24 protein-coding genes and 1 riboswitch are annotated in these 25,300 nt (G+C 36.1%); of the genes, 10 read left to right on the top strand and 14 right to left on the bottom strand.

What is annotated here, in order from left to right:
* Positions 1-27 precede the first annotated feature (27 nt).
* The 5 genes from ACFSO7_RS15220 to ACFSO7_RS15200 form a co-directional block, all read right to left on the bottom strand.
* Positions 28-2,271, bottom strand: a complete 2,244-nt coding sequence (locus ACFSO7_RS15220; protein WP_377878183.1) for a sensor histidine kinase — start codon at positions 2,269-2,271, stop codon at positions 28-30.
* Positions 2,249-2,941 carry a response regulator transcription factor gene (locus ACFSO7_RS15215; protein WP_377878182.1) on the bottom strand — a complete coding sequence of 231 codons (693 nt, stop codon included), beginning with the start codon at positions 2,939-2,941 and terminating at the stop codon, positions 2,249-2,251. Before ACFSO7_RS15215 ends, ACFSO7_RS15220 begins: the two co-directional genes overlap by 23 nt.
* A gap of 321 nt (positions 2,942-3,262) precedes the next feature.
* Positions 3,263-3,769 carry a response regulator gene (locus tag ACFSO7_RS15210; RefSeq protein ID WP_377878181.1) on the bottom strand — a complete coding sequence of 169 codons (507 nt, stop codon included), beginning with the start codon at positions 3,767-3,769 and terminating at the stop codon, positions 3,263-3,265.
* Positions 3,770-4,097: 328 nt separating this feature from the next.
* Positions 4,098-5,129, bottom strand: coding sequence for a Delta(5) desaturase DesA (desA, locus tag ACFSO7_RS15205; RefSeq protein ID WP_377878180.1), 1,032 nt, complete (start codon positions 5,127-5,129; stop codon positions 4,098-4,100).
* Between the two features lie 155 nt (positions 5,130-5,284).
* The gene (locus ACFSO7_RS15200) at positions 5,285-6,451 is read right to left on the bottom strand and encodes an SEC-C metal-binding domain-containing protein (RefSeq protein WP_377878179.1); all 1,167 of its coding nucleotides are present in this window, start codon (positions 6,449-6,451) and stop codon (positions 5,285-5,287) included.
* 156 nt (positions 6,452-6,607) lie between these two features.
* On the opposite strand from ACFSO7_RS15200, the gene ACFSO7_RS15195 reads away from it, so the two are divergent.
* Complete coding sequence (locus ACFSO7_RS15195; protein WP_377878178.1) at positions 6,608-7,804, top strand: MFS transporter; 1,197 nt, start codon at positions 6,608-6,610, stop codon at positions 7,802-7,804.
* A gap of 63 nt (positions 7,805-7,867) precedes the next feature.
* Here the strand turns inward: ACFSO7_RS15195 and ACFSO7_RS15190 are convergent, their stop codons facing one another.
* The 6 genes from ACFSO7_RS15190 to ACFSO7_RS15165 all read right to left on the bottom strand — a co-directional run bounded on the left by ACFSO7_RS15190 (position 7,868) and on the right by ACFSO7_RS15165 (position 12,522).
* Entirely contained in the window at positions 7,868-8,137 is a 270-nt protein-coding gene (locus tag ACFSO7_RS15190; protein WP_377878177.1) for a 2TM domain-containing protein, read from the bottom strand.
* A 172-nt stretch (positions 8,138-8,309) separates the two neighbouring features.
* Positions 8,310-9,287, bottom strand: a complete 978-nt coding sequence (locus ACFSO7_RS15185; protein WP_377878176.1) for a ring-cleaving dioxygenase — start codon at positions 9,285-9,287, stop codon at positions 8,310-8,312.
* A gap of 251 nt (positions 9,288-9,538) precedes the next feature.
* Positions 9,539-9,880 (bottom strand): zinc ribbon domain-containing protein YjdM, encoded by a 342-nt coding sequence (locus ACFSO7_RS15180; RefSeq protein WP_377878175.1) that lies wholly within the window; start codon positions 9,878-9,880, stop codon positions 9,539-9,541.
* A 238-nt stretch (positions 9,881-10,118) separates the two neighbouring features.
* Positions 10,119-10,853 carry an amino acid ABC transporter ATP-binding protein gene (locus ACFSO7_RS15175; protein ID WP_377878174.1) on the bottom strand — a complete coding sequence of 245 codons (735 nt, stop codon included), beginning with the start codon at positions 10,851-10,853 and terminating at the stop codon, positions 10,119-10,121.
* Positions 10,854-10,873: 20 nt separating this feature from the next.
* On the bottom strand, positions 10,874-11,617 hold the full coding sequence (locus tag ACFSO7_RS15170; RefSeq protein ID WP_377878173.1) for an amino acid ABC transporter permease: 744 nt from the start codon (positions 11,615-11,617) through the stop codon (positions 10,874-10,876).
* Positions 11,618-11,676: 59 nt separating this feature from the next.
* Entirely contained in the window at positions 11,677-12,522 is an 846-nt protein-coding gene (locus ACFSO7_RS15165; protein WP_377878172.1) for a transporter substrate-binding domain-containing protein, read from the bottom strand.
* A gap of 101 nt (positions 12,523-12,623) precedes the next feature.
* A riboswitch (Lysine riboswitch) is annotated at positions 12,624-12,808 on the bottom strand.
* 446 nt (positions 12,809-13,254) lie between these two features.
* Between ACFSO7_RS15165 and ACFSO7_RS15160 the strand changes: the two genes are divergently transcribed.
* On the top strand, positions 13,255-13,686 hold the full coding sequence (locus ACFSO7_RS15160) for a hypothetical protein (RefSeq protein WP_377878171.1): 432 nt from the start codon (positions 13,255-13,257) through the stop codon (positions 13,684-13,686).
* Complete coding sequence (locus ACFSO7_RS15155) at positions 13,674-13,961, top strand: YxcD family protein (protein ID WP_377878170.1); 288 nt, start codon at positions 13,674-13,676, stop codon at positions 13,959-13,961. Before ACFSO7_RS15160 ends, ACFSO7_RS15155 begins: the two co-directional genes overlap by 13 nt.
* Positions 13,962-14,062: 101 nt before the next feature.
* On the opposite strand, the gene ACFSO7_RS15150 is transcribed toward ACFSO7_RS15155, so the two are convergent.
* On the bottom strand, positions 14,063-14,206 hold the full coding sequence (locus ACFSO7_RS15150; protein ID WP_377878169.1) for a hypothetical protein: 144 nt from the start codon (positions 14,204-14,206) through the stop codon (positions 14,063-14,065).
* A 222-nt stretch (positions 14,207-14,428) separates the two neighbouring features.
* Between ACFSO7_RS15150 and pepV the strand changes: the two genes are divergently transcribed.
* Positions 14,429-15,826 carry a dipeptidase PepV gene (gene pepV / locus ACFSO7_RS15145; protein ID WP_377878168.1) on the top strand — a complete coding sequence of 466 codons (1,398 nt, stop codon included), beginning with the start codon at positions 14,429-14,431 and terminating at the stop codon, positions 15,824-15,826.
* A gap of 289 nt (positions 15,827-16,115) precedes the next feature.
* On the top strand, positions 16,116-16,358 hold the full coding sequence (locus tag ACFSO7_RS15140) for a glutaredoxin family protein (protein ID WP_377878167.1): 243 nt from the start codon (positions 16,116-16,118) through the stop codon (positions 16,356-16,358).
* A gap of 279 nt (positions 16,359-16,637) precedes the next feature.
* Here ACFSO7_RS15140 and ACFSO7_RS15135 read toward each other — a convergent pair whose 3' ends face one another.
* The gene (locus ACFSO7_RS15135) at positions 16,638-17,192 is read right to left on the bottom strand and encodes a hypothetical protein (protein WP_377878166.1); all 555 of its coding nucleotides are present in this window, start codon (positions 17,190-17,192) and stop codon (positions 16,638-16,640) included.
* A gap of 163 nt (positions 17,193-17,355) precedes the next feature.
* Between ACFSO7_RS15135 and ACFSO7_RS15130 the strand changes: the two genes are divergently transcribed.
* The 3 genes from ACFSO7_RS15130 to ACFSO7_RS15120 all read left to right on the top strand — a co-directional run bounded on the left by ACFSO7_RS15130 (position 17,356) and on the right by ACFSO7_RS15120 (position 22,868).
* Positions 17,356-17,706: a DUF805 domain-containing protein gene (locus ACFSO7_RS15130; RefSeq protein WP_377878165.1), complete on the top strand. Its 351-nt coding sequence runs from the start codon at positions 17,356-17,358 to the stop codon at positions 17,704-17,706.
* Between the two features lie 119 nt (positions 17,707-17,825).
* Positions 17,826-21,017, top strand: coding sequence for a DEAD/DEAH box helicase (locus ACFSO7_RS15125; protein ID WP_377878312.1), 3,192 nt, complete (start codon positions 17,826-17,828; stop codon positions 21,015-21,017).
* Between the two features lie 177 nt (positions 21,018-21,194).
* On the top strand, positions 21,195-22,868 hold the full coding sequence (locus ACFSO7_RS15120; RefSeq protein WP_377878311.1) for a ribonuclease J: 1,674 nt from the start codon (positions 21,195-21,197) through the stop codon (positions 22,866-22,868).
* Between the two features lie 125 nt (positions 22,869-22,993).
* Here ACFSO7_RS15120 and ACFSO7_RS15115 read toward each other — a convergent pair whose 3' ends face one another.
* The gene (locus ACFSO7_RS15115) at positions 22,994-23,884 is read right to left on the bottom strand and encodes a phosphotransferase family protein (protein ID WP_377878164.1); all 891 of its coding nucleotides are present in this window, start codon (positions 23,882-23,884) and stop codon (positions 22,994-22,996) included.
* Between the two features lie 266 nt (positions 23,885-24,150).
* Here ACFSO7_RS15115 and ACFSO7_RS15110 point away from each other — a divergent pair, with 266 nt between their 5' ends.
* Positions 24,151-24,909, top strand: a complete 759-nt coding sequence (locus ACFSO7_RS15110) for an alpha/beta hydrolase (protein WP_377878163.1) — start codon at positions 24,151-24,153, stop codon at positions 24,907-24,909.
* Between the two features lie 179 nt (positions 24,910-25,088).
* Positions 25,089-25,271, top strand: coding sequence for a hypothetical protein (locus ACFSO7_RS15105; protein WP_377878162.1), 183 nt, complete (start codon positions 25,089-25,091; stop codon positions 25,269-25,271).
* The last annotated feature ends 29 nt before the right edge of the window (positions 25,272-25,300 follow it).

Below are 25,300 nucleotides of genomic sequence, written 5' to 3'. Positions count from 1 at the left end.
CTAAATCCTCTCCTAAAATATCTTTAATTAGCCTTCTATTCTCAAAGAAATACATACTTTAAATAAATCGCCATCTGTTTCAATATCTAGACTTCCCTCATGAAGATCGACAATTGATTTCGCAATGGCGAGTCCAAGGCCAGAGCCTTCCGTATGACGTGACGTATCTCCGCGTTTAAATCTTTCAAATAATTCTTCACTTTGATCGTTTAGTTCATATTTCGAAACATTTTTAAAATAGATTAATGCTTTGTCATTTGATACTGAAACTGAAATATAAACCCGTGAGTTCTCCAATGAATAATTAAGGATGTTTCCTATTAAGTTATCAAAGACACGCCATAGCTTTTGACCATCAACCATAACATATATCGGCTTCTCATCAGTTGTTACTCGGAATTGTAGAGTAGATGAGGTTATTGTGTTATCATGCTCAGCAAGTGCCTGTTGTAAAAGCTGAACAAGGTCAACTTTCTCCTTTGTCAATTCCATATTTCCACTAGCCATTTTTGATACCTCAAATAAATCTTCAATTAACACTTTTAACCGTTGTGATTTCCGGTCAATGATTTCAAGGTAGGCAGATCGGTCTTCCCTTGAAAGGTCTTCTGACTTTAACAACTCCGTATAAGTAATAATCGAAGTAAGTGGTGTCCTAAGGTCATGGCTTACATTTGTAATTAATTCTGTTTTCAAACGCTCACTCTTTGCCTGTTCATTCTGTGATGTTTTTACCCCTTGCTTTAACAAATTAATATTGCTTGCAAGCGTTGCGAGTACAGAGTCGCCTGATACCTGTAAGTCTTCCCCTAAATTACCAACCACCAGCTCATTCGTTTTCTGGACTATTCGGTTAAAATATCCTACCTTCTTAATTAGAACCATCATGATTGGAATCCCAATTACACCAAGTAGAATTAAATAAAAGAGTAGAAAAAAAGGGTCTACCGTAACCATGATTGCTGCGAATCCTAAACTGAATACGATGGTTAATATCATAAACACCTGAGTACCTGTGCTCTGATTTAAGAATGCTTCTTTTAATGCCAGAAGTACTTTTGTAAAGAGCACCTTCGTACTCTTACCTGCTTTATACAAGATACCCTTTTCCCATTCTTCTTTGACATATTGCCAATTCTTTAATTCTGGAACGAGATACTTCCACTGTGCAACGGTAAGAGCCAAGAAAAACGATCCAATAACTAAAAAGAATAGGCTTTCCACAGCATCAAAAGGTATATAAAGTACATCAAGTATTTGGGTATTTACAAAAAAAAGAATAAGAATAGCTGCGATACCTGTTATGATGAAGAATACAACTCTAGAATCAACAGGAAGTTTGTTATAATGTGGCCGCCATTCCTCCACTACAGCGGAAATCGCTTTCGACTTTCGAGCTAAAAAGAAACATAATAATAAAGCAATAATACTCGAAATTGAATATACGATTAAAATGATCTGCTTTTGCTTATAGTTTTTGTACTCCGTCATGATCCAGTTTGATGATGATACCTCTTTTGCAAGTGCTATTTTCCCTTCAAATGCCCCATCTTTTTTTTGCATAAAAGGTTCGAATAAATCTTCATACCCAGTGGGGCCGAAATGGAGGAAATTATCTTTTGTTATAGAGTAATTTGTAATAAATAACATGTTATTTTGGTTCTCAATGGCTTCTGCTGATTCAGCTTCTGGTAGTTTTAAGTTGGTAAATACTTTTCCCGTTGCACTATCTTTTAAATAGTAACTAAATGCATCTTTGTATCTTTTAAAATCGTAATTGTAATTTTCTCTAGCTTGATAGTATTCTTCTAGTCTCTGTTCTTTTTCTTTCATTACTTTTGGTCTAACATGGTCATCACTTTGGAAGTTTTTTGTAATATCCTCAATTTTAGTATCTCGTTCTGTAGTGAAGGCTTTCGCGGCTTCTTTGTTTTCTGTATCCAATGCCCCCTGAATTCGTTCTTCATATTGGCTCTGTATATTGGCTATTTGCTCCGGCAGAGTTCCATATCGATAACGATGCTCATTAATTTCACTTTCTGATACGGTTAACGTTTTTTTCACTTCATCAAGAGTAGGGCTGTCCAGCTCAAACATACTTAAATATCCAACGAATTGATAAATAGAATCTTGAAACACATATGACTTAGAATAATCCCGATGTATGTACTCGCTGCCATAAGTGTACAGCGCCAAAAGACCGCTTAAACCGATTGTAAATAGAAAAGCCCAGATAGAAGTGATGATTTTATTTTTCGATTTTGTAACCAATTCCCCACACCACCTTTAAGTATCTTGGATTTTTAGCGTCTATTTCAATTTTTTCGCGAATTTTTCGGATGTGAACCGCTACAGTATTTTCCGCATTATAGCAAGGCTCTTTCCATACTCGTTCGTAAATCTCATTGATAGAAAATACACGACCAGCGTTCGTCATAAGTAGCTCAACAATTTTATATTCAATCGGTGTTAGTTTCACAGGCTCGCCCTGGACTGTCACTTCTTTTGCTGATTGATCAAGGGTTAGACCATTTAGATCTATTACCTTTTTGATCCCTTCATATGTACCGAACTGCACATACCTTCTGAGTTGAGACTTCACTCTAGCCACTAGCTCCATCGGATTAAATGGCTTTGTTACATAGTCATCCGCACCTACTTGAAGTCCTAAAATCTTATCGGTATCTTCACTTTTTGCACTTAATATAATAATCGGAATGTTTTTCTTCTCACGAATTTTATAAGTAGCAGATATCCCGTCAAGCTTTGGCATCATAATATCTAATATAATCAGATGAATGGGGTGTTCATTTACTAATTCCAGTGCTTCGATACCGTCTTTTGCCTTTAGCACAGTAACCCCTTCATTTTTTAAGTAAATTTCTATGGCGTCCCTAATTTCTTTTTCATCATCTACGACTAACACAAAATATTGATCCATTTTCACCCTACTTTCTTGCAATCTATCAATATCATAATCTTAAACGGAAAATCTTAACATTCATTTAGAATAATTCTTAAGAATTTCTTAAGATTAGAGGTTTTATGTAGGTGCTGTTAATGAAGTGATAGGATAGATAATGGTAAAAGCAGGATTCATGGTGACCGTTTCTTGACTATTTTAGAATTAATGGGCTTCATGGTGACTGTTCTTTAACAATTTTAGAAAACGGACTTCATAAAGGCTTTATAAGAAAGTTAAAAACAAAAAAACCAAGACACATTTTGAAATTAATCAAAAGTATCTTGATTTTATATGTTACTACCCCGTCGGCAGCTTCATTTTATCCATGATCGTTGAAAAATAAGCTTTGACGGTTCCAATTGCATGATTATGCTCATGAACTTTCTCATCAATTACTATTTCATCCTCATTAGCTTTTTCCATCAACTCTGGTTCATAGACTTGTTTTCCTGCCATTACGGAACGAATAGAACAAGCAAGTACCTCACTCGGGCTGTCCTTTAATAAATAACCATTTACACCTACTTGTAATGCTCGCTTATCATATCCATTCCGTGCAAAGGTTGTCATAACAATTATTTTACAACCTAATTCCTTCAATTCTTCAGCCAATTCGAGTCCACTTTCCCCATCCAAGTCTATATCAAGGATACAAATATTGGGTTGTAATTGGTGAACAAGATGAATAACCTCCATTCTATTACTAACCTGCCCGACCACTTCCATATCTTCTTCCAAATTAAGCAAGGAACCAATCGTACCTAGCAACATTTGCTGTTTCTCTGCAATAACAATACGAATCATGTAAGTTCCTCCTTATGTGAAAGCGGAAGCGCCTTGATCAGCCCCGATAAAGAAGACTGGTCGACTGGCGAGAGTAGCGAAGCCAGAGACCTAGTCGCACTTATGCAAACCGTTCTTTGGTTTGCCAAGCAAAGCTTGCCCATCCGGAAAGTCGTTCTTTGACTTTTTGGATGTCGAACATTTGACCTCGAGGTCGACAAAAGCTCGGGCGTCCTGTCGCATTGTCGACACTAGTACATCCTGTACGTCAGGGCTAGGCGCTGTAACTGGACAATTTGATGAAAGACTCCCCTTAGAATGGAGTAATAAGGGGAGTTTTTAAACTATGCTATACTTCTGGTTTTACCCGAACTGAAACGTTCTTTTCAGCAACAGACTTTACTTCTTTAAAGCTGATAAAATTCTTTCTATCTTCATCCCATAAACGGAAACGTAATGAACGTAAGCTCGTTGCTAGTGTGATTGTTGGGACATTCTGCAAAGGAAGTGTGTTATTGTGAACTTCTTCCAGCTTATAGTTTGGTACTCTAGGACTTAAATGATGAACATGATGAAAGCCGATATTACCTGTCAGCCACTGCATAAGCTTTGGAAGTTTGTAAAAGGAACTTCCCTCTACAGCTGCTTTCACGTATTCCCAATCTTTATCTTCTTCAAAATAAGAATCTTCAAAAGTATGCTGAACATAAAACAACCAAATACCCGCAGCTCCCGAGATCATGAAAATAGAGCCTTGGATGATCAGAAAAGTCTGCCACCCGATCGTCCAGCAAAGTAAAGTAACAGCTGCAACGATTAGTATATTTGTCAAATACGTATTTAGACGTTCCTTCCTTTTAGCTCCTTTTCGATTAAAACGATTAATAATCAAAAATTGATAAATAGGACCTAAACCAAACATCACAATTGGATTTCGATATAAACGATACGCAATACGGAGCTTCAAAGGTGCTGCTAAATACTCATCGACCGTAAGAGTCCAAATATCACCAGTACCTCGCTTATCTAAGTTACCACTTGTAGCATGATGTACTGAATGATCATGTCCCCATTGATCAAATGGAAACATTGTTAACACACCAGTAAACGTTCCAATAATTCTATTTGCTCGACGGCTTTTAAAAAAGGAGTGATGGGTGCAATCATGAAAAATGATAAACGTTCTAATTAAGAAGCCAGCAGCTATTATAATAGGAACGAGCGCTAACCAATAGGAAACAGATAGGCTAATAAAGGCCACATACCAAAAGATAAAAAATGGTACGATCGTGTTGATGATCTGCCAAATGCTTTCTCTTATCGTCGACTTTTCATAAGGGGCTACCTGTTTTCTTAAGTTTTTTGTATTTTCTAAGGTCATTTCTGTAAAACTCCCCTTTCTTCCACTTTATATTTTAATTATATAGAAAGGAAAAATTCATTGTAGTAGCAGATGTCATGCACATAGTATGATAAATGTCATGTAAGAAATTGAAAAAAAGCCAGACCACTGACGCAGTAAGGCTTTCGGAGTTTTTATGCTCCACAGCATTTCTTGAATTTCTTTCCACTTCCACAAGGACATGGTTCATTTCGGCCAACTTTGTCATTGTTTAATACTGGTTTGCCAGTAGATAATTTTTTATCCTTTTCAATATGTTTGCGGAACTGATATTCATTTTCTTCGGCAATTTGTTTCCATAATTTTAGATTTCGATGCTTCAATCCCATGACTTTATAGAATCCATACGCAGTCTCTTCAATTTCAATCATATAGGACTCTGGGTCATTTTTTAGATATTGTTCAATTTCGGGTAGAGCTTCTGTTGAAAGCTGCTGACATAAACCTTCAAACACAAGGCTTAGATCATCTTCATTTTCCACCTCGTTCATTAATTCCTTCAATACTTTCGTTGCTAATGGAGTTTTCGTACCACTTAATATAGATAGAGCAAAAACAGATGATTCTTCTTTCTTTGCGTAAGGTAAAACATACTCCACCACTTCGTCACTTTGGAATGAAATTAACGTATCCGCTATTTCTTCTAATAAAATATCTTCATCACGGTCAAGAAGGCTTGCCAATAATGGAATGTATTTTGGCAACTTCATTAATCCTATTAAATAGATAATTAATATACCATCAAAACCAAAGTATTCACTTTCCAGCTGTTCCTGAAGATTTAGATCGATTTCATTTTCAGCGATACTACCGTTCTTCAAAAGTGTTCTCGCTAAAAGTTTCGCACGACTGTATAATGTGTGGTTAAATTTAACTTCATTTTCAAGTTGCGCTAGTATTTCCCCATATTTGTCCCAAATTTCTTCTTCCGTTCCATTTTGCAAAAAATGATAAAAGTCGATCCCTTCCTTCTTGATATATGGCTCAATTTCGTTACGATACTTCAATGCCATCTCTGGTTCTAAATTTTGTAAAAGGTCCGCATATAAATATTTATTCGTTTGATCTCGTTTTTGTAATCCTTCGATAATCATTTGTACCGCTCGTTCGCTTAAAGGAAGTTTGTTTAAATGTCCTAAAATGAGCGATTCTTTCTTTGAAGAATGTAACGCTTCATTTAATAGCATTTCTGTCCATTCAGCTGGGACAAATGTAAAGTCATCTAAAATATGTAAGATAAATTTCTGTGCAAATAGATCATCACTAAGTAAAAAGGGCTCTATTTTTACTAAAAAGTTCATTGTTTAGTAAACCTCCATGGATTCGTATTTTTCAATTATAACGAAAAAATATTCTTTCTTAAAAAGGATTTTATTTCTAATCCAATTTCTATACAATAAAGATATTATTTAGATAATCGAATTAATATATTGAACTAAGGAGGAGGGAAGATACATATGGGTACGCCTTTGATAAAAGAATCATCAGCACCAATAGCGAAAGAAAAAATTTGGACTCGGGATTTTACCTTAATTTGTTTCTCAAACTTTTTTATTTTCATTGGATTCCAAATTACATTGCCAACCATTCCTCTATTTGTCGAAAAATTAGGCGGCAATGATCAGCTAATTGGAATTGTTGTTGGAATATTTACTTTTTCAGCACTATTGATCAGACCCTTTGCAGGCCATGCATTAGAGTCATGGGGAAGGCGCAAGGTTTACTTGCTTGGACTTGCTATTTTTGTTATTTCAGTAGGTTCTTATGGAATCGCCGGAAGTCTTTTCTTCCTATTTTTTATGCGGACTGTTCAAGGGATTGGTTGGGGCTTTTCTACAACGGCATCTGGCACCATTGCTACAGATATTATTCCTGCTAATCGACGTGGTGAAGGTATGGGGTACTATGGGTTATTCGGGAATTTGGCGCTTGCCTTTGGTCCTACTTTAGGTCTAGCTTTAGTGGGGAAAATTTCATTTACACAAATATTTCTAATCTGCGCTACCCTTGGATTGATTGCTTTAATCTTGTCATCTAGAATTCAATTTAAAAAAGCCGAAACAGTTAAAGTTAAAAGTAGTTCTAAAAAGTGGGATGTTTTTGAGAAAACAGCGATACGTCCATCCCTCTTGCTCTTCTTTATTACATTCACCTTTGGTGGTATTGCTGCCTTCCTTCCAATATATACGAGTCAGAAAGGAATATATGGAATACAGTGGTATTTTCTATTGTATGCATTAGCACTGATGGTAACAAGAACATTTGCTGGAAAGATTTATGACGTAAAGGGGCATAAGGCGGTTTTCCCACCTGGTGCACTTCTCATTGTAATTGCAATGCTATTACTAGGATGGCTGCCCAATAGTTTGAGTCTTTATTTAGCAGGTATTCTCTATGGACTAGGATTCGGAATGATCCAGCCCGGATTACAAGCATGGTCTGTGCAAGCTTCCCCACCCAACCGAAGAGGAATGGCTACAGCAACCTTTTTCTCTTTCTTTGATTTAGGAATTGGTGTTGGCGCGATTATTTTCGGGCAAGTTGCCTATTTATTTGGTTATCCAAGCATTTATTATACAGCTGCATTTTCTGTTTTCCTTTCCATTTTGTTATATTACTTTGTGCTAGGGAAAACTTCAGTGAAAGAAGCATAAATTACAAATCGATAGAACGTTCAAAGGATACCTCCCGAGTTGTTCTATCGATTATCATAACCATTATCTATCTTTATCCGTGTATTCTTTTATTTTTCTTTCTTCCCAATCGGAACCGAAATTACCAAAGGCAAACGTGGTTACAGCATGCACTAAAAGTCCAATTCCCCAACCTCCAAGTGGATAAATGAACCACCAATTCCCAGCATCTGAGCTCAAGTTTATAACAAAAAGCATAATATTTACTAAAACATAAACGGTTAAATGAATGTAGAAGGCTTTTAAGTTTTGAACCCTTTTTTTTGCCCTTAAATATTTTTCATCCCTTTCCATCGATATTCTCCTTCCTTGTAAAAGATTTTAGTCCACTAATACCCTATTCCGATATTTTTTGTAAGTTTCTAAATTTATTAATAACTCCTTTGTTTCCATGTTTTTTATAGCTTCTGTTTTTAAAAAAGCTAAAAAACACTTGAAACAAATTTCAAGTGTTTTCACTCGGAGCTTATTCTTTGATAAGTTCTTTCGTACTTCTTACAGTTTCAATCGGGCGAACTAATTTTTCAATTTGCTCCCGCTTTGGTTCCAAAAATGGCGGTAAAGATAATTTTTCTCCAAGTGTTTCATATGGTTCATCGCCCATAAATCCAGGGCCATCTGTTGCAAACTCAAATAAAATATGTGGAGCTACTCTTGAATATAATGATCCGAAAAAGAAGCGGTCCACAAAACCTGATGTTTGGAAACCGAAGTTTCGCAAATGTTTATCCCATTCATCAATAACAGTACGATCTTCTACGCGGAATGCAGCATGGTGAACAGTTCCAAAGCCTTGTCTTGATTGTGGTAGGCTTGCATTATATTCGACAACGACTTGCGCCCCATTTCCTCCTTCACCAACCTCAAATAGATGGAAATCTCCTTCTTGAGCAATTTCTTTAAATAATAAGACTTTTTCCATCATTTCTTTAAAATAATCAAAATTGGCTACACGAACAAAAATTGGTCCTAAACCGGTAATCGCATATTCTAAAGGAATTGGCCCCTTTTGCCATGGTGTACCTGAAGCAACCCCTTTATTATTTTCATCTGAAATTAATTGATACTGTTGATCATCAAAATCTACAAACGAAATTGTCTTTTTACCAAATTGCTCGATTATTCCTGTATGTTTCACTTCTAAGCGATCAAATCGTTTTGCCCAATAATCGATGGCTGTATCATTCGGGACACGAAATGATGTTTTGGAAATTTCATTTGTTCCGTGTACACCTTTTGGAATCCCAGGGAAATCAAAGAACGTCATATCCGTGCCTGCACTCCCTGTATCATCTGCGAAAAATAAGTGATATGTTTTAATATCATCCTGGTTCACGGTTTTCTTCACTAATCTCATACCTAAAACATAAGTGAAAAATTCATAATTTTTTTCTGCGCTACTTGTTATGGCCGTCACATGATGTATTCCTTTTAATCCATTCATTAATATTCCTCCGCTTTTTAAAAATTCTATTAGAGTTACTTCTATTTTTCCAAAAATACGAGTAAACAACGCATATAAATTTTTTATCTCTAAATTGAATATCTTTAATTCGAGATAAATTTACCACGAAGTTTATCAACTGTCAACTTCCTTAAAACTGATTTTTTACCAAAAGTGAACCTTGTAAACGTTTAAAAATAAAAAGAAAGACATTTATCACAGAAATTCCCATAACGAATGTCTTCCATTTTTTATACTTTTTTTACAAATTCAGACTTCAATTTCATGGCTCCAAAACCATCAATTTTGCAATCTATGTCATGGTCTCCATCAACCAAGCGGATATTTTTTACTTTTGTACCTATTTTTAAAACATCAGAACTGCCTTTAACTTTAAGGTCTTTGATTACGGTTACTGTATCACCATCATTTAAGACATTTCCATTGGCATCTTTAATGATCTTTTGATCTTCTTGATTTTCTGTCACAGATTCTAGATTCCATTCGTGGGCACATTCTGGACAGACAAAAAGACTTCCATCTTCATATGTATATTCTGACTGACATTTTGGGCAATTAGGTAGTTGAGACATTTTCATTTTTCCTCCATTCTATAAGAAAAGCGGAAGCGCCTTGATTAGCCCCGACAAGCAAATGCTTCGCCAGCCGGAAAGTCGTTCTTTGACTTTTTGGCTGGCGAACATTTGACCTCGAGGGGCTAGGCGCTGGAGCTGGACATTTTTCGAAGTTCGAAAATATTATGCTTTCTTTTCTTTTATGCTTATATACTGTCATAGTATTCTTAGATTGACAACCCTTGTTACAAAGATGTTATTTTAACGTACGCTTTAAAAATTCCTTCGTTCGCTCTTGTGTTGGATGGTTAAAAATTTGCTCGGCACTTCCTTCTTCTGCGATGACTCCCTTATCCATAAAGACCACACGATCCGATACTTCTCTTGCAAATTCCATTTCATGCGTAACAATTAACATCGTTAAACCCGTTTCAGCTAGTTCCTTCATCACTTTCAAAACTTCTCCAACCATTTCAGGATCAAGAGCCGATGTTGGTTCATCAAATAACATGACATCTGGTTCCATTGAAAGGGCTCGGGCAATGGCTACTCGTTGTTTTTGACCGCCCGATAATTGTTTTGGCTTGGCGTTTATATATTGATCCATCCCAACGACTTTCAAATATTTCATCGCTACTTTTTCTGCTTCTTCTTTGGATCGCTTTAACACTTTTACTTGCCCAACGACACAATTGTTTAAGACATTGTGATTGTTAAATAAGTTAAATTGTTGGAAAACCATCCCTAAGTTCGTACGATAAGCGTGAATATCGTGCTTATCATCCAAAATATTTTCACCATGATAAATAATTTGACCGCCACTTGGTTTTTCTAAAAGATTAATACAACGAAGGAGAGTCGATTTACCAGATCCAGAGGAACCAATGATACAGACAACTTCTCCCTTATTGACTGAAAAATCAATGTCTTTTAATACTTCATGCGTTCCATAGGATTTGTTCAAATGTTGAATATCAATGACTTTTTCCAAATGTGTTCCTCCTTCGCAATTTATTCTTTAGTTGGCGTTACTTGCCCATGACTTCCAATCATGCTATAACTTTCTGGTCCATCCAGTTTTCTTTCAAAATAACGTAGAATTATTGTTACTGTAAACGTCATAATGAAATACAATACACACGCAACAAAGAATGGCTCAAAATACTTGAAACTGATTCCTGCCACTGTTTTTGTTTGAAAATAAAGTTCCGTCACCCCAATGACATTAAGTACGGACGTGTCTTTAATATTGATGATAAATTGATTTCCTGTCGCCGGTAATATATTGCGGACTACTTGTGGCAATACAACATGAAGCATCGTTTGAATATGATTCATACCGATCGCCTGAGCCGCTTCAAATTGTCCTTTATCAATGGAGATGACTCCACCTCGCACAATTTCAGCCATATAAGCACCAGTATTGATCGAAACGATGATGATCGCTGCCAAGGTTCGGTCCATATCTAAACCAAAAGCTAATGCAGAACCATAAAAAATAACCATAGCCTGAACAATCATTGGTGTTCCTCGGAAAAATTCGATATACATCGTAAGAATGATATTGATCACTTTTAGAAATATTCTCTTAGCCTTTCGCTCGGGCACGGGAATGGTACGAATCACCCCTGCAACTAATCCTATCAGTGCGCCAATAATCGTAGCAATGATAGAGATAAAAAGTGTCATCCCTGCTCCACGAAGGAACATCGGCCAGTTGCTTGAAATCATTGATACAATATAATCGATGCTCATACTAATCCTCCCTTTAAAATTAATAACCGACTGCAAAAGAAGCAGCCGGTATCATTTTATTATTCTGCTGCTGGCTGATTTTTGATAGCCGTATCCATAATACTTGTACGGTCTTCCTCTGTGATGTTTGCTAAAATTTCATTAATTTTTTCAGTTAGTTCACTATCCTTTTTAAGACCTACAGCAATGGCTGTATCATCTTCTGATGTGCTAAATCCATCTGTAAATTCAACCATAGCGAAGTTGCCATTTGCTGCTGAAGCACTCACCGCTTCCGGACGTTCTGTTACGTAGCCATCAATAATTCCTGATTCAAGTGCTACTCGCATTGCTGGGAAATTATCCATTGCCGGCTGTTGTTTTACACCTTCAATTTGTTCAATTACTGAGTAGTGGAATGTATTTAATTGAGCTGTTATTTTAGCCCCTTTGAAATCTTGAATCGAAGTAGCTCCTTCATACGCGCCACCCTTTTTCACTACCATAACTAGATTAGATTTATAATAGTTGTCAGAAAAATCAATTGTCTTTTTACGTTCTGCTGTCGGTGACATCCCTGCTATAATGGCATCGATTTTACCAGAAGTTAATGCTGGTACAAGACCATCCCATTCTGTTTTCACGATCACTAATTCTTTTCCTAAACCATCAGCAATCTTTTTAGCGATTTCTACATCGTAACCGCCAGCATATTCCGCATTGCCATCAATTTTCACTCCACCATTGGAATCATCCATTTGCGTCCAGTTAAATGGAGCATAGCCCGCTTCAAGACCTACTTTAAAAGTTTCTTTTTCCGATGATGATCCTGATGACGACTTGGAACTCCCACTTGTCCCACATCCAGCTAATAAAACGATAACTGATAGTACTAAAATAGTTATTAATGATGATATCTTTCTCATTTTTGTCTCTCCTCTAGTAATTTTTTAAATAAACAAAAAACGACCTGAGATAAACTCAGGTCGCTACATTTATAGTTGCCCTAAAGTCCTCTTCTTTCCCATAATGAGATAGCACAACTCAAGTAAACTGGGGGTTTACCTGAGACAGTCCTGCAGTTCTTAACTGCAGACCCAGCAAGTAATACTCGAGAATATTACTAACTTCGGCGACATTTCCTTCTCTATAGCATCATCGTTTCTCGGAACTCCACTAAAGACTATTAAATATCGCGCCTCTACCTCACCGCAAAAGTGAGGTCTATTAAATTATATGTTCAGACTACATCATCCATTGGAATCTGTCAACCTAGCAAATTTAGGTAAAAGAGTTACTTGATCGTTTTTTAAAAGTTGAAATTAGACGTAAATTATATTAGAATATACCTATCGTTGATAAAATGATAAACGATGATTTATAAACTTAATACTCCAAAGGGGAGTAGCTAACAGTTATGTCGTCAATACGTGATGAGTACATCACCGGCTTAACTGGCAACTTGATGTTGTTTGCGAGACCTTTGCCAATATGGTGAAGGGATGATAGTATTTATTTAACCTTTACCATTTATGGTAAAGGTTTTTTTGATTTATAAGGGAGGGGCACAGCAATCTAATCATTTGCAGATTCCATCAAAGTTAGAGAAAATGAAACATTAATCTTTAAAAATAACACTAAAATATGGAGGAAATAAAATGAAAAAAATAATCGCAGCCTTACTTACGACTTCTTTACTCTTCTCACCAGTTGGAAATATTGTGTTTCAAGACCACACATACAGCGTAGAGGCTAAAGGATATAAGTCAGGTAAAAAAAGTTTTAACACTAATCGTTCTAACACTAATACAAATTCGTTTTTCCAAAAGAAGCAAAACAACACGACTACCAACAAGTCAGCTACTACTTATAAAAAACGTTCAGGCGGCTTTATGAAAGGTATGATGGTCGGTGGACTAGCTGGATTATTGTTTGGTAGTATGTTTGCAAACATGGGATTCCTAGGGTCCATACTTGGCTTCATGATTAATGTGATCGGGATTATTATTTTAATCGCTGTTATTCGTAAAATATTTAACTTATATATGTTTAAAAAGAGAACAGAGGAAAATAACCAATGGAGAAGATAATTCTACCTGAACAGGATATTATTAACGCCATTTGCGTGTATATTGCTCGCAAAAAGCAAATAAAGCCTGAAGAAGTCGAAGTAGAACTTATGTATGACGATGATTATGGATTTTCTGCGGAGGTTTATGTAGACGACCGAAAACAGGTACTCATTACAGCAAATATTATTGAAGCACTACGTTTATGGTTGGATGAATATTTGAACAGAGACCCTTATGTGGGGATTAACCTCGTATTGGATGATGAAGAAGGCATCATCGCCGTGACGAATTGATTGTAGTAGGAAAGTTAGATCATATCCGATTTAAAGAAGCGAACAGGCTAAACTGTTCGCTTCTTTAAATTTCTGGCTTAATCATTTCATTTTGAAGATCTCTAAAGGATATCCCATCCACACATGCCACCTTCATTGCAATTACGATCATTAGTCGGTTCAGAGCCATTATTTATAATCACATTCGCTAACACTTCCGGATCATCACCTAATTGAAGAACTTTTCGAATATTTGCTTCACTCATAAGGTCCTTCCTCAAGTTGAATTGAATAAAGTAGGTTACGAACGGTATTGGCTTTTTCAGTTGAATACATACCATTTTAAGGAATAATTTAACTTGTTTTAATTAGGTTAATCACTAGTTAATTAGTTAACCAATTAACTTTTCAAATCTAGTAAATTATAGTAAATATGTTGATATACATCTTGCAAGAAATGAAATCTAAAAACTTAAGGAGGAATTATTTTGAATTGGAAGGAAGAAGTTCAAATAAGAAAGCAAAAGTTACTAGAGGATCTGTCACATTTACTTTCGATTAAAAGTGTGAAAGATTTATCATCAATGTCGGAATCGGCTCCTATGGGAGTAAATATTAAAGAAGCTTTAGATTTTATGCTTCACACCGCAGAAAAGGATGGGTTTCGAACAAGGAATATTGAAGGCTATGTAGGATTTGCGGAAATTGGTCCGCTTGATGCACCACATTATATTTCCGTGCTTTGTCATTTAGATGTCGTTCCTGTAACTGGTGAATGGGAATCCGAACCTTTTACACCAACAGTCAGAGACGGCAAATTATTCGCACGTGGAGCCATTGATGATAAAGGTCCAACGATTGCCGCTTACTACGCTCTTAAAATTATTAAAGAAAACGAATTATCGCTAAAGCATCGTGTAAGAATTATCTTTGGCACCGATGAAGAGAGCGGCATGACCTGCATGAAGAAATACGTTCAAGTCGAGCCCAAACCTTTTACAGGATTTGCTCCAGATGCTGAGTTTCCTATTATTCATGCTGAAAAAGGACAAATCAATGCGGTCGTTCGATTAAAAAAGGAATACCATTCAAGCGGAAATTATGAACTAGTATCTTTCTATTCTGGGGAAAAAGGAAATATGGTACCTGACCATGCAGAATGCTTACTCCGTGGAAATGGCCTTAACCAATTAGAAGAGAAATTTTCTTCCTATTGTAAAGAGGAAAACTTTGCTTATTCCACGAAACAAACAGAAAATGGCTTACGTTTAACCTTAAAAGGTAGGTCTGCCCATGGAATGGAGCCTTATAAAGGAATCAATGCAGGAGCAAAGCTTGCCACATTTTTAGTAGGAGAAGTATCAGGGAATTCGTATGTACAATTCATTTCAGATCGAATTGCAGAAGATCCATTTGGGGAAAAGTTGAACATCGCATTTTCTGATGATATTACAGGTCCACTTACCGTAAACGCAGGAGTATTTCGCTATGTTTCGAACGAAGACGCCTACTTAACGTTAAATATTCGCTGTCCAGTTGAAACACCATATTTAAGAACGATTGAAAAATTAGGTGAAGTAGTGAAGGAATATGGTTTTGAAATCGATGAAGTAAGAGAAAAGAAACCACATTATGTTGAATCAGATCAGCCTATCATTCGTGTACTTCAAGAGGCGTACGAGCAAGAAACTGGTGAACAAGCGCATCTATTAACGACAGGTGGAGCTACCTATGCTCAATTCATTGAAAATGGTGTCGCTTATGGAGCTGTCTTCCCTGGGAAAGAAAATACAGCACATCAAATCAATGAATATGTGGAATTAGAAGATTTGTATAGAGCAACCGCCATTTACGCAAGGGCGATTTATCAGCTTGCTAATATTTAATGATGAGGCGGAAAAAACAAGTGCAGCTGGCACTTGCTTTTTTAAAAGAATGTGAAGGCTCTTTAGCGATTCACTAAAGCCAATTCGATAAATTTTCATATCCTTTTCAGCTATTCTATATCATCAAACTAATATCTTCCCATCAAATTTTATTGCTTGCTTTAAAACGGATATCATACTTAATTTTGAAAAGCACTTTTGAAAATAATACGATCTTAAAACGGATTCTTGGAAAAAACAGTTGTGTTAGTGGTACAATTATCTAAAAAAAGTAACAGGAGGAATGAAGATGAAAAAAGTCATTATTTACACTCAAGAAACATGTCCCCCGTGCCATGCGGAAAAATTGTGGTTAAAAGAAAATGGCATCGAATTTGAGGATCGAGATATTCGCAAAAATGATCAATATATGCACGAGCTCATTGCATTAGGTGCCTCTGCAACACCAGCAACAATAATTAAAGACGATCAAAGTGAAGAGGTTATTCTAGGATTTGATCAAGAAAAGATCGCTGAAATTCTAGGAATTTAAAGATTGGGAAAAGCTTGCACTAATTTGCGCAAGCTTTTTTTATTTTTTGAGCCTTACATGGATTTAGTGGACAATTTTGGATTTATTGCATAGTTTTTTAGTTCTAACAGGGAAGTTTTAGTTCCTATTGGACAAATTGCGCCATCTATCGGACGATTACAGCCGGATATCGAACAGTTTAAGTGTTCTATCGGACAAGTTCACAATTCTATTGGACTTGTTCATAAATTTAGTTTCTACCAGAAAGATCTTTAACACCATTCACGTGGTTCTATTACTCTAGCGGTATTTTATAATCAGAAAAATAAGCAACCCAAACAATATAATGTTCTGGAGTAAATAATTAACAAGAAGTTTTTTCTTATCATCACCGATCATATAAAGACTAACTTGCTTCTCATATTGAACTGTAGGGTTCATTTGTTGAATTTCAATCAATAGTTCTGTCATTTCACTTCTTCGGAACCAATATAGAGGAATTTTTGCAAATACTTGTCGATTTTGGCTCCCGTTCCCAAAAAAGGCTAATCTGTAATTACTATTAAATTGAGATGGACCTTCCAAATCAACTTCCTTCAATTGATTAAATGGAATTTGGATTCCCCTTTTGAAAAAACCATTAAAAACTAGCGAATTTTCATTCACTTCAAGCGAAACTACTAAATAGTTAATTATTTTAAAGGCAAAAAATCCAACAACTAATATGAGGATGACACTTAGTTGAACCTCAGGTAAAAAATTATGGGTCAGTAACCCGAATGCGATTCCATATGCAGCCACTATACAAAAAATTCTTACATACGTTAAAAGCGGGACTTTGATAACTTTGTTCATGATGAAAATCCTTTCAGTTAAATTAATGATTACTATAACTATATATCCTAGGACTTTATAAGGAAAGTAAATTTATCTCGCATAAATTATATGCATGAGGTGTAAATATTAGGAGATAATACTCGCTACAAGTGTAATTAATCAATTACAAGGGGTGATATCTATGCACTGGTATTTAAAAGTACTGAAGAACTATGTTGGCTTTAGTGGAAGAGCAAGACGTATGGAATACTGGATGTTTGTATTATTTAACCTGATCATTTCCTTTATTCTTGGATTTCTAGAAGGAATGCTCGATTGGCCTCCTTTACTAAGCGGCCTGTATTCTTTAGCTGTATTGCTTCCTTCTCTTGCCGTTGGTGTTCGAAGGCTGCATGATACAGGGCGAAGTGGTTGGTGGCTCCTTATTTCTTTAATTCCTTTTGTCGGATGGATCATTATCATTATTTTTATGTTCTTGGATAGCGATCCAGGAGCTAATGAATACGGTCCAAACCCGAAAAATTATAACTAAATCATTTCAAGGTTCCTGCATCCATTTGGTTGAAGGGACCTTTTTTCAATCTTAGAACTTTGCTATTCTTGTTAGAACCTTTATAATTTAAGGAAAGTTCTTTGGAAGGAGCAATCAAACTGAATATCAAATTAAATCATAAGATCATTCAAGATTTGTGTGGTACAGTCTCCTTCAAAAGAGGAGACTCTTTTTATCGAACGAATAAGGTTCTTTTCAACCATTATAGTCCTGATCGTTGTGAGGCAACGGTTATTGCTGCAGAAGATTTCCAAGTCACAATTGAAAAAGATGAGAACAGAAATCTTCTAACGACATGCAGTTGCCCAAGGCTTGCGTCCTTTCAAAAGGAATGTCAACATATTGCCGCTGTTTTAATTGCCATTTATGAACATCAACGTCAAGGAACGGTTCCAAATGGTTTGAAAATAAATAATCAAACACTTGCAGATGGATTGCTAAATCTCTTTAGTGATAAACAAAAACGATCCAGTAGCCATCAACTTCATTTTGAAAATAGAGAAGTTCTTGATGTCGAGTTTATTTTTCAACCTGTATTAATTGAAAATGATCAGTATCTCTTTGGAGTAGAGTTGAGAATTGGCTCATTTAAGGTAGAAACTATTCGAGACTTTCTTGAACATGTGAAGGAAGGAATGCCAAGAATCCTTTCACGTTCATTTACATATAATCCAAGCATGTATTGCTTTTCTAAAGATGTTGACGCTGTTATAAAGCAGTTAATTCGTGTCATCGACGATGAGAAAATATTTATAGAAACATCTATCAATCCTAGTGCTGACCATTTGTTACTTATTCCCCCTTCTTCCTGGGATCAGCTGGAGCCTCTCCTTACTAAGCTACCATTAATAAAGCTAGAGTATGCCGAAGAAGTGTTTAAAAAAATTCACTTTTCGGACGAAAAGGTTCCTTTACACTTTGAACTTAGAGAGGCTGAGGACTCTAGCTATCAACTAAGAATAACAGGTCTGGATCCACTTATAGTTTTCCATGCCTATAGTCTCGTTTTATATAATGATAGGTTAATCCATATGAATCAGAATGACTGTGAACGTCTTTTGGAGCTTAAACAAATGCTAAAGGCATCTGAAACATGCGATATTCCAATACCAGAAGTGCAAATCGAACTATTTTTAGAAAAAGTGCTTCCAGGATTAAAAAAAATTGGTCACGTTCAAATAGCAAAAGCTGTAGCAAGTAAATTTGATAAGACCCCTCTTATTGCTAAGCTTTATTTAGACAGAGTAAAAAATCGATTGCTTGCCGGTCTAGAGTTTCATTATGAAAACTCGGTGATCCATCCTTTAGAGGAACGAGAACAGTCTTCACGCTCCGTCATCATAAGAGATTTAGAAAAAGAGAGCGAGATTCTGCAGTTAATGGAAGACAGTCAATTCGCAAAGACGGATGGCGGTTATTTTTTACATAATGAAGAACTTGAGTATGAGTTCTTGTATCATACCGTTCCGAAGCTTCAAAAGCTAGTCCAAATTTATGCGACAACAGCTGTGAGAAATCGGATATTTAGAGAAAATGCTCGGCCCAAAATTCGAGTAAAAGTCCAAAAGGAACGGACCAATTGGCTTGAATTTAAATTTGAGATGGATGGTATTTTCGAAAAACACATCCGTGAAATCCTTGAGGCACTTGAGGAAAAACGGAAATATTATCGATTAATGAATGGGTCATTACTTTCATTAGAATCAAGAGAATTTGAAGAGATTCAGCGCTTCCTTCATGCAGTTCCGATCCAGCATGAGGATCTGGAAAGTGGCTTAAATGTTCCAATTGTTAGGGGGCTTCAGCTTCTTGATACGGTCGATCACCCAGAAACTTTTCAATTTGAACAATCGTTTCGCGCGTTTCTAGATAATTTTTACCATCCAGAACGGTTAATGTTTGAGGTACCAAAGAGTCTAACCCCTATTTTAAGGGATTATCAAAAACGTGGGTTCAAATGGTTAAAAACATTGGCAAGTTATGGCTTCGGAGGTATACTCGCTGATGATATGGGTCTCGGCAAAACACTCCAAAGCATTACATTCATCGTCTCTGAACTTTCTGTCATTCGAAAAAAGAAGCAGCCCGTCTTAATTGTATGCCCTTCTTCGTTAACCTATAACTGGTTGAATGAACTAATGAAATTTGCTCCTGAAATCCAAGCCATTGTCGTCGACGGTGCTAAAGAGGTAAGACAGAAACTTCAAAAGGAAGTAATGGATCTTGATGTGATCATCACCTCATATCCGTTGTTAAGAAGAGATATCAAATGGTTTGAAGAAAATGATTTTCATACCGTGTTTTATGATGAGGCCCAGGCTTTTAAAAATCCATTGACCCAAACAGCACGGGCTGTGAAAAGGATAAAGGCTGAATATCGCTTCGCCCTAACAGGAACTCCTGTAGAGAATTCCGTAGAGGAGCTATGGTCTATTTTTCACGTAGTCTTTCCTGAACTGTTCCTTGGATTAAAGGAATTTAGTCAGCTTACAAAGGAAAAGGTTTCCCGAAGAGTTCGTCCTTTTCTGCTCCGCAGGCTGAAGGAGGATGTACTTTCAGAGCTTCCTCAAAAAATGGAGACAATAGACACAGTGGAATTGCTTCCAGACCAGAAGAAACTATATGCCGCTTATTTAGCAAAGCTTCGAGAAGACACTTTAAAACATTTAGACAAGAATACCTTTCGGAAGAACAAAATCAAAATTCTTGCCGGTCTAACCCGTTTACGACAAATTTGTTGCCACCCAGCATTGTTCGTAGACGGTTATAAAGGCAGCTCAGCAAAATTTAAACAGCTTATGCAGATAATTGAGGAATCAAGGATTTCCGGTAGAAGAGTACTGATCTTCTCACAATTCACGAAAATGTTGGCCCTAATTGGGAGAGAATTAACGAATCAAAGCATGCCCTTTTTCTACCTAGATGGTCAAACAGCATCAGAGGAACGGGTTCAGATTTGTCATCGGTTTAATGAAGGCGAACGAGATCTATTTCTCATTTCCTTAAAAGCTGGGGGGACAGGACTAAACTTAACAGGTGCCGATACTGTTATTCTCTATGATTTATGGTGGAACCCTGCCGTTGAAGATCAAGCCGCTGACCGAGCCCATCGTATTGGACAAACGAAGGTCGTTCAAGTCATCAAACTTGTTTCTCGAGGCACAATAGAAGAAAAGATGAATGAATTGCAGGAGAAAAAAAGACACCTTGTGGAAGAAATCATTGATCCTAAGGAAAAAAACTCATACACGCTGACAGAAGAGGATATTCGGGAGATTTTAATGATTTAATAGGAATGCACCGGTTTTCCAGTTGATGTAGTAGCTCAGTGATCAAATTTTATAGATGTATATTCCAAAGTAATCTTCTTTTAGAGGTACATGAATCCAGTGTGAAAATTATGATTCCAAATAATAGGAGTGAATCTGGAAATAATAAATGTATCTGATTAAAAGTGGGAGGAAATCATTTTGGATACAAATAATACATTATCCATTTTCGCTTTAGGTGGCATCAATGAAATAGGAAAAAACATGTATGTGGTCCAATATGCAAATGAAATGATTATCATTGATTGTGGCGGTAAGTTTCCAGATGAAAGTTTATTAGGAATTGATTTAATTATTCCTGATATTACTTATTTGGAAGAAAATAAAGATAAAATCCGAGCTTTAATTGTAACTCATGGACACGAGGATCATATCGGTGGTATTCCTTACTTTCTGAAAAAAATAAACGTCCCTATTTATGCTACACGTTTTACGCTTGGATTAATTGAATTAAAATTAAATGAGCATCGACTATTAGGAGATACACAACTTATTCCAGTTGACTCGGATGCTAAACTCGAGTTCGAGGAGATAAATGTAACTTTTTTTAAAGTAAGCCATAGCATTCCTGATTGTTTAGGTATCGTATTTCATACACCGGGAGGAAATGTCGTTCATACTGGCGACTTTAAATTCGATCTTACACCTGCAAATAATCAATATTCGGATATTCATAAAATGGCCGAAATTGGTAAACAAGGTGTCTTAGTCTTATTATCTGAAAGTACGAATGCTGAACGAACTGGACTAACACCATCGGAGCGTATGGTAGCTAGTCATATGGATGAGGCGTTCCTGAAAGCACAAGGAAAAGTCATTGTCTCTACCTTTGCATCGAATGTAAATCGTGTTCAGCAAGTAGTGAATGCTGCCATTAAAACAAATCGAAAGCTCGCCTTACTTGGTCGAAGCATGGTAAATGTTGTGGATGTCGCTATCGAACGTGGCTATTTGCAGGTTCCTGAAGGAATGCTGATTGAAGCACATGAAATTGAAGGTATGTCACCTGAAAAGGTAGCTATTCTATGTACAGGAAGTCAAGGCGAACCGTTGGCGGCTCTAGCCCGCTTGGCAAGTGCAAACTTCCGAGATGTAGCCATTTATCCTGGAGACACCGTTATTTTAGCAGCATCCCCAATACCTGGGAATGAACGGGATGTTTCTAGAATTATCGATAATTTATTTCAACTAGGTGCAAAAGTCATTTATGGATCTGGAAGCACAACCGGAATGCATGTTTCTGGACATGGTTATCAGGAAGACTTAAAGCTTATGTTAACATTAATGAAGCCAACCTATTTTATTCCGATTCACGGTGAATATAGAATGCTATATCATCACCGTTTGTTAGCTGAATCCGTAGGAGTTGAAAAAGGAAACACTTTTATCATTAAAAATGGTGAAGTTGTTGATATTGAAAACTCACTTGCACGTCAGACTCGAAACATTTCAGCAGGGGATACTTATGTAGATGGGGTGAGTGTTGGTGATGTCGGTGAGATTGTGTTACGGGATCGAAAACAACTTTCTGAAGATGGGATGCTTGTTATCGTTTTAACGATAAGTAAAACGGAACGAAAGATTATTTCAGGACCTGACACTATTACTCGAGGATTCGTATATGTTAAGGATTCTGAAAATCTTCTAAGAGATATAAATCGCCTTGTTAAAAAAACAATTAATGAATTTCAAGATGAAAATATACGCCAATGGAATGTGATGAAACAAGGTATAAAAAAGTCAGTTGGCCAATATCTATTTACACATACAAGAAGAAAACCAATGATTCTGCCAATTATTATTGAAATATGATGTGTTACTAAATAGGTGCCAAATTCCAAGTTTTCTACATCCACTACTAAAAAGGACGATGGCACCTAATTTAAGGTATTTCGTATCTAATAAAAAGAAATTCAAAACATTATTTATGTAAAAACCTACAAAGCTTTTTGAATCCTTTCATAAAGAGAAAGTAAACGGAACTTCGCTTTTTCACCCTGTTTGAAATCATTTAGTCCGGTAATAAATAGATTCGTCAGCATAGCAGAGGTGTCTATTTGATAAAACCATTTAACTAGATCCGGGACACGTGCTAACTCAGCCTCACCATTCTCATATCCCTCCATAAAATCCTCATTGAGATAGCCATAATCTTTTATTCTCATCAATTCTAGTACTGGGTCACCGATTAAGGCATTGGTCCAGTCGAACACGGCTTTAATTTTCGAATTATGAAATATCAAATTTTCTGGACGTATGTCCATATGTAAAAGCCGTAGTTGAAAAGGATAAGATTCAAGAATTGATTGTATTTCTTTAGGTTCCGGAAGGTAGAACTGTTGCTTAAGAACCGGTTCAACCATTTTCATACGCTCTACAATTCGGTTCGAAAGATAATAAGTAAAATGATTAGGATCTAATATAGTAGGGAGAAATTCGATATGATGCAGCTGATGTGTAAGCTTCCCCATTTCAAGAAAGGGTATATCTTTATCATTTCCTGCAACAAATTCCTCAATGATAAAATCAATTGAATCTGATAAATGCGTGTAATGAATCTTAGGGACAGGAATTCCATAATCATAACAATGTTGATTTAGTTTCCTCTCTTTTTCAAGACTGATTCTCGTGTCCACATATTCATTTTGCTCGTCTATGTATCTCCTTTGCCACGGTACCCTGATGACTACCTCTTTCCATTCTTCTGTATAGGCTTTAAATACACAATTTTCAACTCCTGAAGCAAATGGTGCAATGCTGATTAAATGGCAGAAAGACTTACACTCTTTTTTTACTTTTTGTAAAAGGTTTTGGATCGTTTCTTTCATTGGTTACTCCTTTTAATGTTCTCCTTACAATTAATAGGCTTGACTGATTCGTTCATGAACATGATTATTTTATTTTATCATAACCCTAGCTTCTATTTGCGGTATTCATAAGACGTGACAGTCGTAAAAAAATGGACTACTATTGGAGAATTAGAGGAATAAATTGCTTTGAAATTTATATTGTCATGGGTCACCGATTTCGAAGAGAATAAAGGTATTAAGAACTTAAAGATTGATAATCTTTACATTAATAGAAGGTGTATAACATGTTAGAAATATTCTCCGTACATATAAGCACATTTAATCAAGACAGAAAGATCAGAGTATACACACCAAAAGATTACCAGAAAGAAAATAAGCGCTATCCCGTATTATATATGCATGATGGTCAAAACGTATTTCGTGATTGTGATGCGATTGGTGGTATCTCTTTATCACTTGAAAACTATTTAAATGAAAATTCATTGGAAGTTATCGTCGTTGGTATTGACCAAAATAGCGAAGAGCGAATAAATGAGTATTGTCCCTGGATACACGGTAAATATAGCGAGAAAATCTTAGGTTATTATTGTGATCAAGGTGGTAAAGGAATGGCGTATGTTGACTTCATAACCCACGAGTTAAAGCCTCTGATTGATCAAAAATATCGTACGTTAATTGATTATACGGCAATGGGGGGAATTTCTTTAGGCGGACTTATTTCCGTTTTTGCTGCGTGTCGTTATCCTCATATCTTCAAAAATATAGTGGCTCTATCTTCTGCATTCTGGCGTAACCAAGAAGAAATGGAAAAACTACTAAAAAATTCAGATATGTCGCCTATTGAAAGTTTTTATATGGATTGGGGAGATAAAGAGGGAAAAGGAGAGATGATAAATAGAGAATTTTTATTTTCCAACCAATCAATATTTAATATTTTAAAAGAAAAGATACCTCATATTAAATCCAATTTCATTAACGGCGGCGAACATAGCTACATGTTTTTCAGAGAAAGAGTCCCGGAAATATTTTCTTTTCTTAAATAATAAGTTTTCATCCCGCTCAGAATAACTCTGAGCGTTTTTTGACTTTAGTAATTTAAAGCAGCGGGGGACAGTCCCCCACTGCTTTAAATTACTAAAGGGAGTTTGTTTTATTGACTGCATAGGACTAGCTTTACATAAATATGATTAAAATAAGATTCTTAAAGAAGGGGCTGATTGGAATGAACATTTTTAATAAAATCGCTTTATTCTTTGTTGTTTTATTTTCAATTTTTATTATATTAAATACGTATTTAGGAGAAGTTGAACGTGTTCAATCCAATGTTGTTTATTTGTTACTGAATGGGTTTGCCTATATTGTAACGGCATTAGAAATGGAAAAAGAAGAACAGGTTTATATTTAATCATCAAACAGTAAAGGCACTATCCATTA

This window comes from Bacillus sp. CGMCC 1.16607 (genome assembly GCF_042683745.1).
In the GTDB taxonomy this organism is placed as follows: Bacteria; Bacillota; Bacilli; order Bacillales; family Cytobacillaceae; genus Pseudoneobacillus.
The sequence above is the reverse complement of the archived record's forward strand: the minus strand, read 5'-3'. Positions and strand labels throughout refer to the sequence as shown.

Bases quoted from the DNA above. Each gene is read 5' to 3' on its own strand.
- ACFSO7_RS15215 (WP_377878182.1), bottom strand. From the start codon at position 2,941: ATGGATCAATATTTTGTGTTAGTCGTAGATGATGAAAAAGAAATTAGG.
- ACFSO7_RS15210 (WP_377878181.1), bottom strand. From the start codon at position 3,769: ATGATTCGTATTGTTATTGCAGAGAAACAGCAAATGTTGCTAGGTACG.
- desA (WP_377878180.1), bottom strand. From the start codon at position 5,129: ATGACCTTAGAAAATACAAAAAACTTAAGAAAACAGGTAGCCCCTTAT.
- ACFSO7_RS15200 (WP_377878179.1), bottom strand. From the start codon at position 6,451: ATGAACTTTTTAGTAAAAATAGAGCCCTTTTTACTTAGTGATGATCTA.
- ACFSO7_RS15195 (WP_377878178.1), top strand. From the start codon at position 6,608: ATGGGTACGCCTTTGATAAAAGAATCATCAGCACCAATAGCGAAAGAA.
- ACFSO7_RS15190 (WP_377878177.1), bottom strand. From the start codon at position 8,137: ATGGAAAGGGATGAAAAATATTTAAGGGCAAAAAAAAGGGTTCAAAAC.
- ACFSO7_RS15185 (WP_377878176.1), bottom strand. From the start codon at position 9,287: ATGAATGGATTAAAAGGAATACATCATGTGACGGCCATAACAAGTAGC.
- ACFSO7_RS15180 (WP_377878175.1), bottom strand. From the start codon at position 9,880: ATGTCTCAACTACCTAATTGCCCAAAATGTCAGTCAGAATATACATAT.
- ACFSO7_RS15170 (WP_377878173.1), bottom strand. From the start codon at position 11,617: ATGAGCATCGATTATATTGTATCAATGATTTCAAGCAACTGGCCGATG.
- ACFSO7_RS15165 (WP_377878172.1), bottom strand. From the start codon at position 12,522: ATGAGAAAGATATCATCATTAATAACTATTTTAGTACTATCAGTTATC.
- ACFSO7_RS15160 (WP_377878171.1), top strand. From the start codon at position 13,255: ATGAAAAAAATAATCGCAGCCTTACTTACGACTTCTTTACTCTTCTCA.
- ACFSO7_RS15155 (WP_377878170.1), top strand. From the start codon at position 13,674: ATGGAGAAGATAATTCTACCTGAACAGGATATTATTAACGCCATTTGC.
- ACFSO7_RS15150 (WP_377878169.1), bottom strand. From the start codon at position 14,206: ATGAGTGAAGCAAATATTCGAAAAGTTCTTCAATTAGGTGATGATCCG.
- ACFSO7_RS15140 (WP_377878167.1), top strand. From the start codon at position 16,116: ATGAAAAAAGTCATTATTTACACTCAAGAAACATGTCCCCCGTGCCAT.
- ACFSO7_RS15135 (WP_377878166.1), bottom strand. From the start codon at position 17,192: ATGAACAAAGTTATCAAAGTCCCGCTTTTAACGTATGTAAGAATTTTT.
- ACFSO7_RS15130 (WP_377878165.1), top strand. From the start codon at position 17,356: ATGCACTGGTATTTAAAAGTACTGAAGAACTATGTTGGCTTTAGTGGA.
- ACFSO7_RS15115 (WP_377878164.1), bottom strand. From the start codon at position 23,884: ATGAAAGAAACGATCCAAAACCTTTTACAAAAAGTAAAAAAAGAGTGT.
- ACFSO7_RS15110 (WP_377878163.1), top strand. From the start codon at position 24,151: ATGTTAGAAATATTCTCCGTACATATAAGCACATTTAATCAAGACAGA.
- ACFSO7_RS15105 (WP_377878162.1), top strand. From the start codon at position 25,089: ATGAACATTTTTAATAAAATCGCTTTATTCTTTGTTGTTTTATTTTCA.